At 50.9% G+C, this 16,892-nt stretch carries 20 protein-coding genes; 19 read left to right on the forward strand and 1 reads right to left on the reverse strand.

Going from position 1 to position 16,892, the window contains the following annotated elements; all coding sequences use genetic code 11:
- Positions 1-52 precede the first annotated feature (52 nt).
- The 13 genes from SHK35_RS00830 (at position 53) to SHK35_RS00890 (ending at position 9,939) form a co-directional block, all read left to right on the forward strand.
- Positions 53-238: a hypothetical protein gene (locus SHK35_RS00830; RefSeq protein ID WP_318708085.1), complete on the forward strand. Its 186-nt coding sequence runs from the start codon at positions 53-55 to the stop codon at positions 236-238.
- A 44-nt stretch (positions 239-282) separates the two neighbouring features.
- Positions 283-537, forward strand: a complete 255-nt coding sequence (locus SHK35_RS00835) for a spore coat protein (RefSeq protein WP_318708185.1) — start codon at positions 283-285, stop codon at positions 535-537.
- A gap of 140 nt (positions 538-677) precedes the next feature.
- Positions 678-1,889, forward strand: coding sequence for a methyl-accepting chemotaxis protein (locus SHK35_RS00840; RefSeq protein ID WP_318708086.1), 1,212 nt, complete (start codon positions 678-680; stop codon positions 1,887-1,889).
- 141 nt (positions 1,890-2,030) lie between these two features.
- Positions 2,031-2,261 (forward strand): acyl carrier protein, encoded by a 231-nt coding sequence (acpP, locus tag SHK35_RS00845; protein WP_318703194.1) that lies wholly within the window; start codon positions 2,031-2,033, stop codon positions 2,259-2,261.
- On the forward strand, positions 2,251-3,258 hold the full coding sequence (gene fabK, locus SHK35_RS00850; RefSeq protein ID WP_318703193.1) for an enoyl-[acyl-carrier-protein] reductase FabK: 1,008 nt from the start codon (positions 2,251-2,253) through the stop codon (positions 3,256-3,258). The genes acpP and fabK overlap by 11 nt, the downstream gene beginning before the upstream one ends.
- 8 nt (positions 3,259-3,266) lie before the next feature.
- Positions 3,267-4,178: an ACP S-malonyltransferase gene (gene fabD, locus SHK35_RS00855; protein ID WP_318708087.1), complete on the forward strand. Its 912-nt coding sequence runs from the start codon at positions 3,267-3,269 to the stop codon at positions 4,176-4,178.
- Positions 4,172-4,912, forward strand: a complete 741-nt coding sequence (fabG, locus tag SHK35_RS00860) for a 3-oxoacyl-[acyl-carrier-protein] reductase (protein ID WP_318708088.1) — start codon at positions 4,172-4,174, stop codon at positions 4,910-4,912. The genes fabD and fabG overlap by 7 nt, the downstream gene beginning before the upstream one ends.
- A 65-nt stretch (positions 4,913-4,977) precedes the next feature.
- Entirely contained in the window at positions 4,978-6,210 is a 1,233-nt protein-coding gene (gene fabF / locus SHK35_RS00865) for a beta-ketoacyl-ACP synthase II (protein ID WP_318708090.1), read from the forward strand.
- Between the two features lie 13 nt (positions 6,211-6,223).
- Positions 6,224-6,664 carry a 3-hydroxyacyl-ACP dehydratase FabZ gene (gene fabZ / locus SHK35_RS00870; RefSeq protein ID WP_318708092.1) on the forward strand — a complete coding sequence of 147 codons (441 nt, stop codon included), beginning with the start codon at positions 6,224-6,226 and terminating at the stop codon, positions 6,662-6,664.
- Positions 6,665-6,669: 5 nt separating this feature from the next.
- Entirely contained in the window at positions 6,670-7,725 is a 1,056-nt protein-coding gene (locus SHK35_RS00875) for an NAD(P)H-dependent flavin oxidoreductase (protein ID WP_318708187.1), read from the forward strand.
- A gap of 42 nt (positions 7,726-7,767) precedes the next feature.
- Positions 7,768-8,730, forward strand: coding sequence for a beta-ketoacyl-ACP synthase III (locus SHK35_RS00880; protein ID WP_318703188.1), 963 nt, complete (start codon positions 7,768-7,770; stop codon positions 8,728-8,730).
- Between the two features lie 67 nt (positions 8,731-8,797).
- Entirely contained in the window at positions 8,798-9,403 is a 606-nt protein-coding gene (locus SHK35_RS00885; protein WP_318708094.1) for a nucleoside recognition protein, read from the forward strand.
- An 8-nt stretch (positions 9,404-9,411) separates the two neighbouring features.
- Positions 9,412-9,939, forward strand: a complete 528-nt coding sequence (locus SHK35_RS00890; protein WP_318708095.1) for a spore maturation protein — start codon at positions 9,412-9,414, stop codon at positions 9,937-9,939.
- Here SHK35_RS00890 and SHK35_RS00895 read toward each other — a convergent pair.
- A complete protein-coding gene (locus tag SHK35_RS00895; RefSeq protein ID WP_318708097.1) occupies positions 9,936-11,993 on the reverse strand; it encodes a methyl-accepting chemotaxis protein in 2,058 nt (685 codons plus the stop codon). The genes SHK35_RS00890 and SHK35_RS00895 overlap by 4 nt on opposite strands.
- A gap of 248 nt (positions 11,994-12,241) precedes the next feature.
- Between SHK35_RS00895 and SHK35_RS00900 the strand changes: the two genes are divergently transcribed.
- From SHK35_RS00900 to SHK35_RS00925, 6 genes are all read left to right on the forward strand, one after another.
- Entirely contained in the window at positions 12,242-12,760 is a 519-nt protein-coding gene (locus SHK35_RS00900; RefSeq protein ID WP_318708099.1) for a DNA topology modulation protein FlaR, read from the forward strand.
- A 45-nt stretch (positions 12,761-12,805) separates the two neighbouring features.
- Entirely contained in the window at positions 12,806-13,843 is a 1,038-nt protein-coding gene (locus SHK35_RS00905) for an aldose epimerase family protein (protein ID WP_318708100.1), read from the forward strand.
- Between the two features lie 6 nt (positions 13,844-13,849).
- Positions 13,850-14,281: a restriction endonuclease gene (locus SHK35_RS00910; RefSeq protein ID WP_318703181.1), complete on the forward strand. Its 432-nt coding sequence runs from the start codon at positions 13,850-13,852 to the stop codon at positions 14,279-14,281.
- Between the two features lie 372 nt (positions 14,282-14,653).
- Positions 14,654-15,265 carry a recombinase family protein gene (locus tag SHK35_RS00915; RefSeq protein WP_318708188.1) on the forward strand — a complete coding sequence of 204 codons (612 nt, stop codon included), beginning with the start codon at positions 14,654-14,656 and terminating at the stop codon, positions 15,263-15,265.
- A 241-nt stretch (positions 15,266-15,506) separates the two neighbouring features.
- The gene (locus SHK35_RS00920; RefSeq protein WP_318708101.1) at positions 15,507-16,088 is read left to right on the forward strand and encodes a hypothetical protein; all 582 of its coding nucleotides are present in this window, start codon (positions 15,507-15,509) and stop codon (positions 16,086-16,088) included.
- A 350-nt stretch (positions 16,089-16,438) separates the two neighbouring features.
- A complete protein-coding gene (locus tag SHK35_RS00925) occupies positions 16,439-16,891 on the forward strand; it encodes a MarR family winged helix-turn-helix transcriptional regulator (protein ID WP_318708102.1) in 453 nt (150 codons plus the stop codon).
- Position 16,892 lies beyond the last annotated feature (1 nt).

Here is a 16,892-nt window from a genome sequence, read left to right on the forward strand (position 1 = left end):
CCGGAGGATTTGTGAACAATAACCTCGTAAAAAAAATCAGGAGGTTATGGATATGAGTAATATTTCAGAATTGGATCTGCAGAATCTGCGCCATCTGATCGGCGGATTTGACACTACCCACTGTAAAATGCAGGAATATGCCAAAGAGGCCACTGATACCCAGATCAAACAGTTTTTTGAAAAGGGCGCCAGATCGGCCATGGACAACAAACAGCAGCTTATGAAATTTTTGCAGTAAAAGGTTTGCGCCCAGGACGGGCAGAAATGAGGGAAACAATGCAGATGCAGGAAAAAACAATGGTAGCAGATACCCTGGCGGGTATCAATGGGGAGCTTGTCCGCTATGCGGGGATGATTGCCCAGTCGGAAAATAAAGAATTGAAACAGACGTTAAAGCAGATGCGCAATGCCTGTGAGCAGTCACAGGAGGAACTCTATCAGATTGCAAGAGAAAAATCTTATTATGTGCCTGCAGGCAAGGCGACGCAGGAAGAGGTAGATCACGTGAGAAGCCTCTTTACTCAGGGAACGCTTTAAGCTCCTTTTGGAGGATTGGGCTGCAGCGGAAGAAACGCTTTCGGAGGAAATGCCGAAGGCGTTTTTTTGCGGCGAAAAATAGTTGAAAGAATGGAAAAAAGGGAATAAAATGAAAATATTAACGAAAGGAGAAGGAAATTATGTTGGGGCTTTTAATTTTTCTGTTCATTGTGTCTGCAGTGTGCTTGTGCTCTGCGGCGGTGATGCTTGTGCGCTGCAGGAGAATGGAAAGGGAATTTGAAGAAAAGAAATTCTGGTATGAAAGTATATTGGATGCCATTCCTTTTCCCATCTCGGTGACAGATAAGGACATGAAATGGACCTTTATCAATAAGCCGGTGGAGGAAATGCTGCATATCACCAGAGCGGACAGCATAGGAAAGCATTGCAGCAGCTGGGGGGCAAAAATCTGTAACACCCAGGACTGCGGAATCACATGCTTAAACAGAGGAATCACGGAAACCTATTTCGACCAGAACGGGTCGGACTACATGGTGGATGTGAATAAGCTGTACGATAAAAACGGAGAGCTTTGCGGGCATATTGAGGTGGTGCAGGACATTACCACCCTGCAGAGCGCCATACATATGCAGCAGGAGCTGATTTCCCATGCGGAGGAGGCCTGCAGCAGGCTTGTGGAATATGCTGCGGATTCCTCGGAAAGAGCTTATAAGCTGTCGGACGGTGCAAATGAGCAGACTGCCGCCATCCAGGAGCTGGCGGCTACCATTGGGGAGATTGCAGACCACACCAAGCTGAATGCGGAAAGTCTGGACAAGACGACGGAGCAGACCATACAGGCGGACAATGATCTGCAGGCGGGCAGCAGGCAGATGGAAAAACTCATTGAAGCCATGGAGAAAATCAATGAGACCTCACAGGAAGTAAACCGCATTATATCCACCATTGAAGAGATTGCGGAGCAGACAAACCTCCTTGCGTTAAACGCTTCCATTGAGGCGGCCAGGGCCGGAGAAGCGGGCCGGGGCTTTGCCGTTGTGGCCGATCAGATCGGAAAGCTGGCGGCCCAGAGCTCAGAAGCTGCCAAGGATACCAGACAGCTGATTGAAACGACTCTTCAGGCGGTGGAAAACGGCAATGAAATTACGGAAGAAACGGACAGAACCCTGCAGGAAATTGTAAATCTGATGAATCAGGTAAGGGAAAACATTAACAGTATCAATGAGAAAATGTCAACCCAGGCCGGCACCATAGAGCAGGTGAACCAGGGCCTTGGGCAGATTGCGGGCGTGGTACAGGAAAACTCCTCCATTGCAGGGGAAAACTCCCGGACCAGCAAGCTCATTGAAGAGCAGGCAAAAGCCCTTCAGGAAATTGTAAACGGGTATTAGAAGATGTGCCGGCGGCATAGGTCCCCTTTGGATCATGCCGCTGGTGCTGTTTTTCTGACAGATTCTTCTTGACAAATTCTTTTTCACCTCATATACTTTGAATATCAAATAATTTGAAACATAGAATAAAGGAGAATAAACATGTTTGAAAGAGTAAAAGAGATTATTACAGAGCAGTTAAATCTGGAAGGCGTAGAGATTACGGAGAGCTCTTCCTTTAAGGAGGATCTGAATGCGGATTCCTTGGATCTGTTTGAGCTTGTTATGGCCTTTGAAGAGGAGTACGGCATTGAGATTCCCTCTGAGGATCTGGAAAAAATATCCACAGTGGGCGATCTTATGGAATATATGAAGAGTAAGGGTGTGGAGTAAAGCGTCCGTCAGGGCGGATGCAGAAGTAAGAACCGCGCAGGCGGATGTTGAGAGCAGGAGGCAGATTGTGAAAACACGTATCACCGAATTACTTGGAATCAAATACCCTATTCTTCAGGGCGGTATGGCCTGGGTGGCGGAATGCCATCTGGCTGCGGCGGTGTCCAACGCCGGAGGCTTTGGGATTATCGGAGCTGCCAGCGCACCCCCGGAGGTAGTAAAAGAGCAGATCAGAGAAACCAGAAAGCTGACGGATAAGCCTTTTGGCGTAAACGTAATGCTGATGAATCCTAACGCTGCCCAGGTGGCGCAGATCGTTGTGGAGGAAGGCGTAAAGGCAGTGACCACCGGCGCGGGAAACCCGGCGCAGTTTATGCCTCTTTGGAAGGAAGCTGGGGTAAAGGTAATTCCGGTGGTTGCCAGCGTTGCCATGGCAAAGCTGATGGAGAGAGCGGGGGCGGATGCTGTGGTGGCGGAAGGCATGGAGTCCGGCGGCCATATCGGCTCTGCCACCACTATGACGCTGGTGCCTCAGGTAGTGGATGCAGTGTCTATTCCTGTAATTGCAGCAGGGGGCATCGGTGACGGGAGAGGCTTTGCGGCAGCCTTTATGCTGGGAGCAGAGGGAGTGCAGATGGGCACCCGTTTCTGCGTGGCGAAGGAAGCTATCACCCATGAGAAGTATAAGGAGCGTATTATCCGGGCGAAGGATATCGATTCGGAAGTGACAGGGATGTCACACGGGCACCCCATCCGCTGCATCCGCAATCAGATGACAAGAGAATATGTGCGTCTGGAAAAGGAAGGAGCCGGACTGGAGGAGCTGGAGCAGCTTACCCTGGGGTCTCTCAGAAAGGCGGTTATGGAGGGGGATGTAACAGGCGGCACTGTGATGGCCGGACAGATCGCCGGTCTCATACATAAGGAGCAGACCTGTGAGGAGATTATCCAGGAAATCATGACGGACGGCAGCAGGCTGCTGGGCGTAGAGAAATGAGGGTAAAAATGAGTAAGACAGCTTTTATTTTCCCGGGACAGGGAGCACAGTACACAGGAATGGCAAAGGATTTTTATGAGGCCTTTCCGGTCTGCAGACAGGTGTTTGAAATGGCGTCAGAGGCGGGCGGACTGGATGTGGCGCAGCTTTGCTTTACAGAAAACGACAGGCTGGATATTACGGAATATACACAGATTGCCATGCTCACGGCTGAGATTGCCATGTGGAAGGCAGTGGAGGAAAGAGGCCTTACCCCGGATGTGACAGCGGGCTTAAGCCTTGGAGAATACGGCGCTTTGGCGGTAAGCAGGGCTATGGCCCTGGAAGATATTTTTCAGATTGTGCGAAAGAGGGGCATCTTTATGCAGGAGGCCGTGCCTTCGGGCGGCGCCATGACTGCGGTGCTGGGACTGGATGCGGAAACAATCGAGCGTATTTGTGAAGAGACCCCGGGGCAGGTGTCGGTGGCAAATTATAACTGTCCGGGACAGATTGTGATCACCGGAGAGGAAGAAGCGGTTTCCCAGGCCGCACAAAAAATGACGGAGTCCGGAGCCAGACGCTGTGTGCCCCTAAAGGTCAGCGGCCCTTTTCACTCTCCCATGCTTGGGGAAGCGGCAAAGAAGCTTGGAATGCAGCTGGCCACAGTTGAGGTACAGGACATAGAGATTCCTTATCTTTCCAATGTGACGGCGGATTATGTGGCAGATAAAACGCAGATCAAGGATCTGTTAAAGCGCCAGGTGGCTTCTCCTGTGAAATGGCAGCAGTGCGTGGAACGCATGATTGCGGATGGAACGGATACCTTTGTGGAAATCGGGCCGGGGAAAACGCTGTCGGGCTTTCTACGCAAGATCAATAGAGATGTAAGGGTGTTTTCTATAGAAAAAATTGAGGATTTGGAGAAATTGCCATGCTGAGAGGAAAGGTAGCGCTGGTGACAGGCGCAGGCCGGGGCATCGGTCGGGAAATTGCCCTGACCCTTGCAGGCTACGGCGCAGCGGTCATTGTAAATTACAACGGTTCAAAAGAGAAGGCAGATCAGGTGGTGAAGGAAATCACGGAAGCCGGAGGCACTGCGGAGGCGGTGCAATGCTCTGTGGCGGACTATGAGGCCTGTGGGGAAATGATACGAAACGCGCTGGAGAAATACGGGCGTATTGATATCTTGGTAAATAATGCCGGGATTACCAGGGACAATCTGGCAGTGAAAATCAGCGAGGCGGATTTTGACGCGGTAATGGATACGAACCTGAAGGGAACCTTCTTTACTATAAAGCACATGTACCGGGCCTTTTTGAAGCAAAGGGGCGGACGGATCATCAATCTTGCCTCTGTCAGCGGACTGCTGGGAAATGCGGGACAGGCAAATTATTCGGCCAGCAAGGCGGGAGTGATCGGACTGACAAAAAGTATTGCAAGAGAGCTTGCGGCAAGAGGAGTTACGGTAAACGCTGTGGCACCCGGATACATTGACACCGATATGACCCAGGCCATGCCTGAGAGCGCAAAGGAGGCAGTGCTGGCCCAGATACCCCAGAAACGTGTGGGTACGCCGAAGGATGTGGCGGAGGCGGTAGCCTTTCTGGCCAGCGACAAGGCATCCTATATCACCGGCCAGGTGCTTTCTGTGGACGGCGGAATGTATATGTGACACAGCCCTGGAAAAAGGGAAAACAGTGAAGAAATGCGGCTGAAAAGCGCAGAAATGAGGGAAAAATGAGCAGAAGAGTAGTGATTACCGGACTGGGAGCCGTCACGCCCATCGGCATTGGCGTGGAAGCATTTTGGAAGGGAATCCGGGAGGGAAGAATTGGTTTTGGCCCTATCATAAAATTTGACGCCCAAGGCTATAAATGCCATCTGGCGGCAGAGGTGAAGGATTTCGATGCAAAAAAGTATATGGATGCTAAGGCCGCAAGGCGCATGGAGCTTTTCTGCCAGTACGCGGTAGCGGCTGCCGGGGAAGCGCTTGCGGATGCGGGACTTGATCTGGAGAAGGAGGACCCCTTCCGCGTGGGCGTTTCGGTGGGTTCCGGCATTGGTTCCTTGCAGGCCATGGAGCGGGAGCATACAAAGCTTTTGGAGAAGGGGCCTTCCAGGGTAAATCCCCTTATGGTTCCTTTGATGATATCCAACATGGCGGCAGGAAATGTGTCCATTCAATTCGGACTAAAGGGCAAGAGCATCAATGTGGTGACAGCCTGTGCCACAGGCACCCATTCTATAGGCGAGGCCTTTCGTTCCATCCAATACGGGGAGGCCGAGGTTATGGCGGCGGGGGGAACCGAGAGCAGCATCACGCCCATTGGCATTGCGGGCTTCAGCGCTTTGACGGCTCTTTCTGCCAGCGAGGACCCGGAAAGATGCTCCATTCCCTTTGACAAGGAAAGAAGCGGCTTTATTATGGGCGAGGGCGCAGGCATCGTGATTTTAGAGGAGCTGGAGCATGCCTTAAGCCGGGGGGCAAAAATCTACGGAGAGGTTGTGGGATACGGCAGCACCAGCGACGCTTATCATATCACCTCTCCGGCTGAGGATGGCGAGGGCGCAGCCAAGGCCATGGAATACGCGGTGGCGGACGCCGGCATTGCAAAGGAAGAAATTACCTATATCAACGCCCACGGCACCAGCACCCACCACAACGATCTGTTTGAAACCAGAGCCATTAAGCTGTGCTTTGGGGAGCATGCAAAAAGGATAAAAATAAACTCCACGAAATCCATGGTGGGACATCTTCTGGGTGCGGCGGGAGCTGTGGAATTTATCACCTGCGTGAAGGAGCTTGAGGAAGGATATCTGCATCCTACGGTGGGCTATCGGATTCCTGACGAAGAGCTGGACCTTGATTACTGCAGGGAGGCTGTAACAGGAGAATTTAAGTATGCCCTGTCCAATTCCCTGGGCTTTGGCGGACATAATGCCAGCATTCTCATTAAAAAATATGAGTAAGAGAGGAAAAGAAATGTCGGTACTGAATATCAAAGAAATCATGGAAATCATTCCTCACAGACAGCCATTTCTTTTGATCGACACCATTGAAGAGCTGGAGCCGGGAAAGAGGGCTGTGGGCACAAAATGTGTATCCTACAACGAGCCTTATTTTGCGGGACATTTTCCCCAGGAACCGGTGATGCCCGGCGTGCTGATTGTGGAGGCCCTGGCTCAGGTGGGAGCGGCGGCTATTTTAAGCCAGTCTGATTTCCAGGGAAAAACCGCCTACTTTGCAGCCATAAACTCTGCAAAATTCCGGCAGAAGGTGGTTCCCGGAGACGTGCTGCGGCTGGAAACGGAAATCATTAAGGTAAAGGGCCCCATCGGTATCGGAGAGGCCAAGGCCTATGTGGGGGACCGCCTTGTGGTGGAGGCACAGCTCACCTTTGCCGTGGGCGGAGAAAAGCCGTGAGCTCCATAAGGAGCTTCCCGCCCTTAAAAATAGGAGAGCTGACTGCCCGGATTCCTGTGATCCAGGGAGGAATGGGAGTGGGGATCAGTCTGTCGGGGCTGGCGGGGGCCGTTGCAGCCCAGGGCGGCGTGGGAATCATTTCCACGGCACAGATCGGCTTCCGGGAGGCCTCCTTTGACCAAGACCCTATCGGCACCAACTTAAGAGTGATCAAAACAGAAATACAAAAGGCCAGAAAGCTTGCGGCCGGAGGCATTATCGGTGTGAATATCATGACGGCCACCAGAAGGTATGAGGATTATGTGAAAGCCGCAGTGGAGGCGGGGGTGGATTTGATTATCTCAGGAGCGGGACTTCCCATGAATCTTCCCAGGCTGGTTTCGGGAAGCCGCACAAAGATAGCGCCGATTGTGTCAAGCCTTAAGTCTGCCCAGGTGATTCTGCGCTATTGGCAAAAAAAGCATGAAAGACTGCCGGACCTTGTGGTGATCGAAGGCCCCGAGGCGGGAGGACATCTTGGATTTTCCTATGAGGAGCTTCAAAACCCTGACCAGATGGACTATGACAGAGAAATCAGGGATATTGTAGAGCATGTAAAAAACTGCGGGAGAGAAAAAGGGAAGGATATCCCCGTTGTTGTGGCCGGAGGCATTTATACCAGACAGGACGCCCAAAGGGCCTTTGATCTGGGAGCGGACGGCATCCAGATGGCCACCCGTTTTGTCACTACTTATGAGTGTGACGCGCCCATGGAATACAAGGAGGCCTATATCCATGCCCGCAGGGAGGATATCGTGCTGGTGAAAAGCCCGGTGGGGATGCCGGGCAGGGCCATTGAAAACGCCTTTGTCCGGCGTTCCGGCCAGGGTCCCATTCCCCATGGAAAATGCCATCTCTGCGTAAGCACCTGTGATCCTGCGTCCACTCCCTACTGTATTACGGAGGCCCTTGTGAATGCGGCGAAGGGAGATATGGAGCACGCTCTGATCTTTTGCGGGAGCAATGCTTACAGGGCAGATAAACTGGAGCATGTGAGTGATATCATGAAAGAATTTCAATGAAAGAATTTCAATGAGAGAGTTTCAATGGAAGAGGAAAAAAATATGACAACCAGAATCATGGGAACCGGGAGCTGTCTGCCCCAAACAGTAGTGACCAATGACGACTTGGCAAAAATAATGGATACTTCGGATGAATGGATCCGTACACGCACGGGCATCAGGGAACGTCGTCTGGCAAAGGAGGAAACTACGTCCTTCATGTGCTGTGAGGCGGCCCTGAGGGCGTTAGAGGATGCAGGCATGTCCGGAGAGGAAATCGAGCTCATCATTGTGGGAACTCTCACAGGGGATTATGTGACTCCCTCCACGGCTTGTGAGGTGCAGGCCAAAATCGGGGCGAAAAGGGCAGTGGCCTTTGATGTAAACGCGGCCTGCTCCGGCTTTCTGTTTGCCCTGCATATAGCCCATGCGTATTTACAGGCGGGTATTTATCAAAATGCTTTGATTCTGGGCGCAGAAACTCTGTCGAAGATTATGGATTGGAGTGACAGAAGCACCTGCGTGCTTTTTGGCGACGGAGCGGGAGCCGCGGTTTTAAAGAGGGATGAGCGGGGCGTCCTTTCCTTTGATATGGGCTGTGACGGCGCAAAGGGGCATGTATTGTCCTGTAAGGGAAGACCCAATAACAACCCTTTGGTCTCTCATCCCACAGAGCCTGAATTTGTGCATATGGACGGGCAGGAGGTGTACAAGTTTGCGGTGGGCAGAGTGCCCAAATCCATCCAAAGTGTGCTTGCGCAGTCTGGAATGGATGCCGGCGACATTTCCTGGTTTGTGCTGCATCAGGCCAATATCCGTATCCTGCAGTCTGTTGCCAAAAGGCTGGGGGTCTCAGAGGAGAAATTCCCCATAAGCCTTGATCACTGCGGAAATATTTCCGCAGCAAGCGTGCCCATTCTTCTGGATGAGATGAATCAAAAGGGTATGCTGAAAAGAGGAGATAAAATCGTATTGTCAGGCTTCGGAGGAGGTTTGTCCTGGGGCAGCGTTCTTTTGGAGTGGTAAAAGGTTCTTTGCGCCGAAACAGCCGCATATATTGACAGTAAGATGCGGTAGCGGAGCGTGCGCTTCTATGTTGAATTATATTTGGGCTTTCATGATACTTCTGGGAGTAATCTATGCCGCCTGCACCGGTCAGATGAGTCAGGTGACCAACGCTGCCTTAGACAGCGCCGGAGAGGCCATCTCCCTGTGCATTACCATGGCCGGCGTGGTGGGGCTGTGGATGGGACTGATGGAAATTGCAAAAAAGGCAGGAATCATCGAAAAATTGACCAGAGGTATCGGCCCTTTCTTAAATTTTATGTTTCCCAAAATTCCAAAGAATCATATAGCGAGAGAATACATAGCTACGAATATTATTGCAAACGTGCTGGGCCTGGGATGGGCCTGCACCCCGGCGGGCTTGAAGGCCATGGTGGCGCTGGCAAAGCTGGAGGAGGAAAGAGGCAATCCTACTTATCTGGAAAAAGCAGCGAAAGAGAGGGCAGCCAGCAATGAAATGTGCACCTTTCTGATTCTCAATATTTCTTCCCTGCAGCTGATTCCGGTGAATATGATTGCTTACCGCAGCCAATACGGAAGCGCAAATCCCGCAGTTATTATCGCTCCCGCAATTTTAGCCACACTGCTTAGCACCTTCATAGCCGTTTTGTACTGTAAGGCAAAGGACAGATAGGGGGGCATATGGAGATTATCATACATATGTCCGACATTATGATACCCATGGTGATCTTTTTTGTAGTGGGTTATGGAACGGTGTCGGGAGTTAAGGTTTATGAGACCTTTTTGAAGGGAGCGGCGGAGGGCCTGAAAACAGTGGTGGAGATCATGCCCACTCTGATCGGACTTATGGTGGCGGTGGGGGTGCTGCGCTCCTCTGGATTTTTTGATATGCTGGGAAGGGTGCTTTCGCCTGTCACAGATGTGGCCAAAATTCCCTCCCAGATGATTCCCCTTCTGGCAGTAAAGCTTTTTTCCTCCTCTGCGGCAACGGGACTGGTACTGGATATTTTTAAAAATGAGGGCCCCGATTCCTATGTGGGTATGGTGACTTCTATTCTGATGAGCTGTACGGAGACGGTTTTTTATACCATGAGCGTTTATTTTCTGGCGGCTAAGGTATCCAAAACCAGGTACACCCTGACCGGGGCTTTGCTGGCCACCCTTGCGGGAACCATAGCCAGCGTGATTTTGGCGGGAATGCTGGTTTAAGAGGCCTGGATATGAAAGCGGGAGACGCTTTCGCTCATCCTGCGGGACACATGGCTGCAGGAATCCATTTCTCTGTGAATGCTGTGCAGCGCGCCGTTTAAATCATTTGCCAGTCCAGCAATTTCTCCGATCCCCTGACGGTTTTCACTCATCGTGGAGGAAATGCCGGAAATACTGCTGTCCATTTGGGCAAAAGAGGCGCGAAGCTCACCGGCATGCTGGGAAAAGCGGGCCATCATCTCGGCAATCTTGGAGGCGTCAGTATGATAATGTCTGGCTACATTGAAAAAAGTCTCATAATCCTTAAGCACACGGCTGTCGATGTAGCAAAGGAGCTCCTGTGCATCGTCAGAAAGGCTGACCACGGCATGGTTTACGGTGCGGCCTATGGTCTGGATTCTGCTGGCGGTGATCCTGCAGTTTTCGGCCAGAGAGCGGATTTGTGAGGCTACCACTCCAAAGCCCTTTCCCGCACTGCCGGCCCGGACGGCTTCTATGGAGGCGTTTAGAGACAGCATATTTGTCTGCTCTGAAATCTCCAGAATCTCCTTTGTAAGCTCATCGATCATGGAGACCTTGCTGCTCTCCTCTATGGAGGAAAGCAGATTCTGGCGCATCTGGGTCAGCATCTCCAGTGCCGAGGCTCTGCCGCCTGTGGCATTTTTTTCAAATTCTTCCGCTTTCGTCATCATATCAGCAGTATAATCCCGGCCATCCTCAGCATAGGCGGTGATGGCTGACACAAATTCCAGATTTTTGGAGGAATTTTCCAAAAGCAGTTTGGTGGACTCCGTGACTTCTCCAATTCCTGCGGCAAACTGATTGATATATGCGGAAATATTGTCTATGCCGGAATCTGCCGCCCCTACCTGCAAGGATACGTCGGACACGGTATTTTTCAGCCTTCCGGAATGAGCCTCCAGATCGGAAAGGATCGCCTGCAGACTGTGGGAAAGGGAAAAGACGGCGGATTTCAGGGAGTGGATTTCCCGGGTTTTTCCATAGGGCAGCTTTTTATCCTGAATGGCGGTATCACCTCTGGCCAAAATGGCGGTCTGCTCTACGATCCATTGAATCAAGGCGGACACTCTGACGGAGAGGGAAAAGGTGCCCAGGATGCCTGTCAGACACAACAAAGCCAGACATAGCAGCAGCATACGGCTTAAGCCGTATACCAGGTGAAAGGCCTCATTCAGCGGGGAAACCACACAGATGGACATATTGTGGATTCCCAACGGGCAGTAGGCGTACAGAGAGGATTCACCGTTTTGGGATACGATGGCGCTGCCGCTTTTTCCCTGGGTCATGGATAGGAAAACCCGCTTCAGAGAATCCGGCAGACTATTGTAATAAGCCATTGCATCGGCGTCATCCTCTGAGGGAACCCCGCAGAAGGTGTTCAGTACCTGGCTCTGATCGGGGTGGGCGGAGAGCAGCCCGTCGGAATTGAGCATAAAGGCATAGCTGCTGTCCGTAAACGGAAATTGATTTAAAATATGGGACACGCTTTCCAGACGGAGATAACCGATCAAAACGCCTACTTTTCTATCTTCCCGATAAATAGGCGTGCCGATGCCCATGACGGCTCTTTGTGTGCTGATGGAAATGGAAGGCTCGCTTACAAAGGTTGCTTCCGTTTCCCAGGGAACGGAAAATTCCTCCGAAGTCCTGATAGAGTAGCCGTGTCCCTCCTGTCCCTCCGTGTGAGCCTGCTCCGTTCCGTACTGATTGGCAATGAGAAAATGAGACCATATATCGGTTCCTTCTTTTTCCAAAAGAGCCTGCAGATAAGGCTCCGCCTGGGTGTAGTCCAAAGTTTTCACCGCTTCCTGCATGGCGGCAGTCTCCACGATGGCCACATATTTTGAAAGCTCCGCCTGCAGCTGGCTGCTGAGCACGGATGCGTAAAGGGCGCTGTTTTGCTCCGCATCGTTTTTCACTGCCCAGTAAATGTAGGCGGTAACCAGAGCCAGCACCAGCACAAAGGGAACCATGAAGGTGCAAAACAGGTCTATGAGGAATCTAAGCTTTAAGGAATGCCTGTGTTTTTTCATGAAAAGCCTCATTTCTGCACTGCTTATTCTCGTAGAGAGATTTACGCCAGACAGCGCGCGGACGCAAATCCCAAAACCAGTGTATGGGATGGGGAAAAAGGATGCTATCAAAAAAAGGTAAAGGAAGCGTAAAAAGATTTTTACTTTTTCATTCCTTCAAAACGAAAAAAGGAGTAAAATAAGGATAGTCATACTTTTGCAGGCCGTCTGCATTGTGGGCGGAATATCAGGAAACAGTGGAGGCGCTTATGTCTGACAGAAGAATTATGATAATCGGCTACAGCGGAAGCGGAAAGTCCACGCTCGCACGAAAGCTGGGAGAAAAATGGGGCTGTGAGGTGATGCACCTGGACTGTGTGCACTGGCTGCCTGGCTGGAAGGAAAGAAAACGGGAGGAAAAGGCGGATATAATAAACAGCTTTCTGGATGCACACCATAGCTGGGTGATAGACGGGAATTACACAAAGGATTGCTATGAGCGGAGGCTTCGGGAAGCCACACAGATTATTTTTTTTAAGTTTCCCAGAAGGATCTGCCTGTTTAGAGCGCTGAAGCGTTATTTTCAGTATCGGGGGAAGAGCAGGGAATCCATGACAAAAGGGTGTGAAGAAAAGATAGACAGGGAGTTTCTGTGGTGGATTCTATGGAAGGGACGCAACCGGGCCCATAAAAGAAACTATAAGGCGGTCTGCGAAGGCTGCGCCGAAAAGGTGGTTATTTTGAAAAGTCCCGGGGCTGTGAGGCGTTTTTTACAGAATGGGCTTTGACTTTGGTTCTTTCATGTCTTATTATGATTTCAGGGAGGAAGAGGTATGATCGAAAAGAAATTATGGGGCAGTCTGCCTGACGGGAGAGAGATTTCCCTGTACCGACTTACAAACAAGTGGGGAGAGTATGCGGAATTTCTTGACTATGGCGCTTCCCTGCACAGTCTGTATCTGCTGGATGGGGCGGGAAAGCTTGGAGATGTGGTTTTAGGGGTGGAGGGCCCCCAGGGATTACAGGGCTCCACCACGGAGGGCGCAACCGTGGGACGCTGTGCCAGCCGGATAGCGGATGGCAGATTTGTCATTGACGGGAAGGTGTTCGAGCTGGAGAAGGGAAGCGGCGGCCATTGCCTGCACAGTGGAAGCAGTAATTTTGCACGCCAGCTTTTCCAGGCCAGACTGGAAGAAGAGGAAAACAAAATTACGTTCCTTTTGAGGGATTTGGGAAGCTGCGGCTATGAGTGCGCGGTGGAGGCGGAGGTTTCCTTTACCTTTGATGACGAACATCGTCTGATTATAGAATATTGTATGACGCCGGAGGGGGATACGGTGCTGTCGCCTACCAACCACGCCTATTTTAACCTTGGGTGTCAGGACGCCAGGGATCATCTGCTCACCATTCATGGGTCATCCTGCGCGGCAAAGAGTGAGAGAGGGCTGCCGGAGGGAGAGATTAAAAGCGTCAAGGATACGCCCCTTGATTTTACCGGCAGACGGTCTATAGGACAGGCCATGGAAAGCGGCCATGTGGATTTGGTGAAGGGAGCTCCAGGCTATGACGAGAGCTATATCATAGACGGCACAGGCTTTCGGGAGGCGGCGCAGTTGTACTGCCCGCAGTCAGGCCGGTATATGAAGGTGGAAACGGATATGCCTTGCCTTGTATTGTTTGTAAGCAAGTTTTCCGAGCAAAAGCCCGGGAAGGCCGGAAGGATTTATGAGGGCTATGCCTCCGTCTGCCTGGAAACAGAGTATGTTCCCAATGCGGTAAACTGCACGGCTTTTGAAAAGCCGGTATTTCATGCAGGCCAGGTAATGCGTTCCAGGACGGTTTACGCCTTCGGGTGCGTACAAGAGGATTGATTTTTTATGATCATTATTTTGATACTGCTTGCAGCCGTCCTGTGCGGAGGAGGCATCTGGCTTTTCATAAGGGCCAGAAGGCGAAGGCCCCAGAGCATTGACCTGATGGAAGGGCATGATTTTGAGTACTTCTGCGCAGAACTGCTGAAAAAGCACGGCTTTTTGGAGGTCGAGGTCACAAGGGGAAGCGGGGATTACGGAATTGATATTCTGGCGGAAAAGGAGGGCGTGACCTATGCCATCCAATGCAAATGCTACACCTCGCCAGTGGGCGTGAAGGCTGTGCAGGAGGCATACGCGGGCCGCGACTACTATGACCGGATGGTGGGCGCCGTCCTTACCAACCAATACTTTACATCCTCCGCCGTGGAAGCGGCGAAAAAACTAAAGATACTATTATGGGACAGGGGCTATTTGGAAAGCATGCTGGAAGAGTAAGTCCCCTGTCCCATTGGGGCACGGGCTATTTGGAAAGTATGCTGGAAGAGTAAGTCCTTTATCCCTTTCTTCTGGATCCATAAGAAAGTAATCTGAAAAAATTACAATTATGTCATCTGCCGGGCGGGGCCGGGCAACAAAGAAATGCGCCGTATTCAGCATATATCGCGGGATACGACGTATTTTTTGCTTGAAGATGCCAAGAAACAACGAAACGAAATCCGCCCGCAAGTGTGAAGCCTTCGCCGTGAGGTGAATAATAAAAGGAGGGTAAAATCTATGAGAACCAAAGATATTTACAGAGAGACGGCAGAAATGGCCGCTTTGCTGGATGATATTGTCTTGCAGAAACGCGGAAAGGAGGGGAGATAAATCGCTGGAATTACTTACGGATATATCCGCGTCAGCAGCAAAGACCAAAAGGAGGATCGGCAGCTTATCGCCTTGCGAGAGTTATCTGTCCCTGAGAAAAATATTTATGTGGATAAACAGTCCGGAAAGGATTTTGACAGGCCGCAATACAAGAAACTTCTCAGAAAATTGAAAAAAGACGATCTGCTTTATATGAAGAGCATAGACCGCCTGGGACGCAGCTATAGAGAGATTTTGGCACAATGGCGTGTTCTGACAAAAGAAAAAGGAGTTGATATTGTGGTTCTGGATATGCCCTTGCTGGATACTCGCAGAGGGAAAGATCTGATGGGGACATTCCTTTCCGACATTGTACTGCAGGTATTGTCTTTTGTAGCTGAGAATGAGCGCACCAATATCCGGCAGCGGCAGGCCGAGGGAATCGCGGCGGCAAAAGCAAAGGGGGTTCAGTTTGGGAGACCTCCCAAACCTTTACCCCTAAATTTTCACAACGTGTATCAAAGGTGGAAGGCCGGAAAAATCACAGGAACAGCGGCGGCGCGTGAATGTGGGATGCCGCTTGCCACCTTCCGCTATCAGGCGAAGATTTACGAAAAGGCCAGAATATCATAAATGGGACACTTTTACAAAAAGGTGTACTTTTTTGTAACTGCCCCAACGAATAGTATAAAATTATTATAGCACAACGTAATAGAGATTTCCATATTTTTTGACGAATTTTTACACTGCTTGGCCAATGAAAAGAGTACTAAATTCATCTTACAGAAAAGTACACCTTTTGAAAACAAGAAACGAGTGGTTGGCAGAAAGGCTGTGCAGCCTCGCGCAGCTATAAAGAAGGAGTGTTTTTGGAATGGAAGGAATCGTTGGAGTATTGGGTGTGATTATGCTGGTGTTGTGTCTGGTGGGAACTATCGGCTACAACAGTCTGCGCCGCAAATGGGCGGGCATTATCGGCGTGGGGGGATCCTATGTCATCCTGCTGGGGGTCATGCTGCTGTTTGCGACTGTCGGTACCTTGGTTAAGGCGGTTACCGGGCAGGAACTGGGCAGCGGGGCAGGGGAGATTGTCGGAACCGTGATTGTCATGCTTCTTTGTCTTGGGTACATGGTGGTGGTTATTGTGGGCCGGTGTCAGACCACTGCCCAGAGAGTGATGCTTCCTCTGGTGGCCTGCCTGATTGGAGCGGGTTTCATCTGGCGGCTTCTGCTGGCCATTGTGGCTCATGTGCCTATGGAAAGCGGCGGAAGCAAAGCATCGGGTGTGGAAGCTATGCCTGATGTCATCTACGACACTAACAACGCCCGGGCCGTTTGGCACAAGCAGGGCGTGTACGGCGATCATGTGGTCTATTACGGTCCTAACGGGGAGACGGTAACCTTCTTCCAGTCAGATATAGAAGGAAACAACTATAAGGGATTTGCCTTAAACTGAGTGAAATACGGGAAAATGATCGAAGTATAATGTTTTTATGATGCTTATCCTCTTGCGAGGCAGACAGCCCGGACACTTGAGTGTCCGGGCTGTTTTGCGTCGCCTTGCCGGAATTCGGCCTGTAAAAAGAGATCGGCGGCACGTTTTACACTGTTACTGGCAGCTATGACGGCACAAAGCTGCTGAACCAAAAAATGGAGCACGCTGCCGAAAAGTTTACAGAAAAGATAGAGGATAGCGAATGACAAATGTCCGGAATCTTGGTACAATAGAGGATGAACAATTATTTCCTTATGCTCCGGACATTGGGGCAGGGGCTATTTGGAAAGTATGCTGGAGGAGACAGCAAAGTGAATCTTAACGCAACTTTAAACGAAGTGCTGGTGAGGCTATTTCGTGACATTAATGCAATTGAAGAACAGGCCGTCAGGACCGGAGAGTATAAGGAGCTCTCTGTAAATGACATGCATGTCATTGAAGCCATAGACATACATGAGCCGAAAAATATGACCTCTGTGGCGCGGGCCTTGTCCGTCACCACGGGGACCCTCACTATTTCCGTGAACGGGCTGGTGAAAAAAGGTTTTGTGGAGCGAACCCGAAGTGAAGAGGACAGAAGGGTGGTGCTGGTTTCTCTCACTCAAAAAGGGAGAAAAGCCTTCGCACAGCACAGCCGCTTTCACCAGCAGATGATAGACGCGGTGGTGGAAGGCTTAACCCCCCAGGAACAGGAGATTCTGGAAAAGGCCTTGCGTAATTTAAACCAGTTTTTCCGGGGAATTGGGAAAACAACTTTTTCGTGAG

It is taken from the genome of Candidatus Acetatifactor stercoripullorum (genome assembly GCF_944382095.1).
GTDB classification, from domain to species: Bacteria; Bacillota; Clostridia; order Lachnospirales; family Lachnospiraceae; genus Acetatifactor; species Acetatifactor stercoripullorum.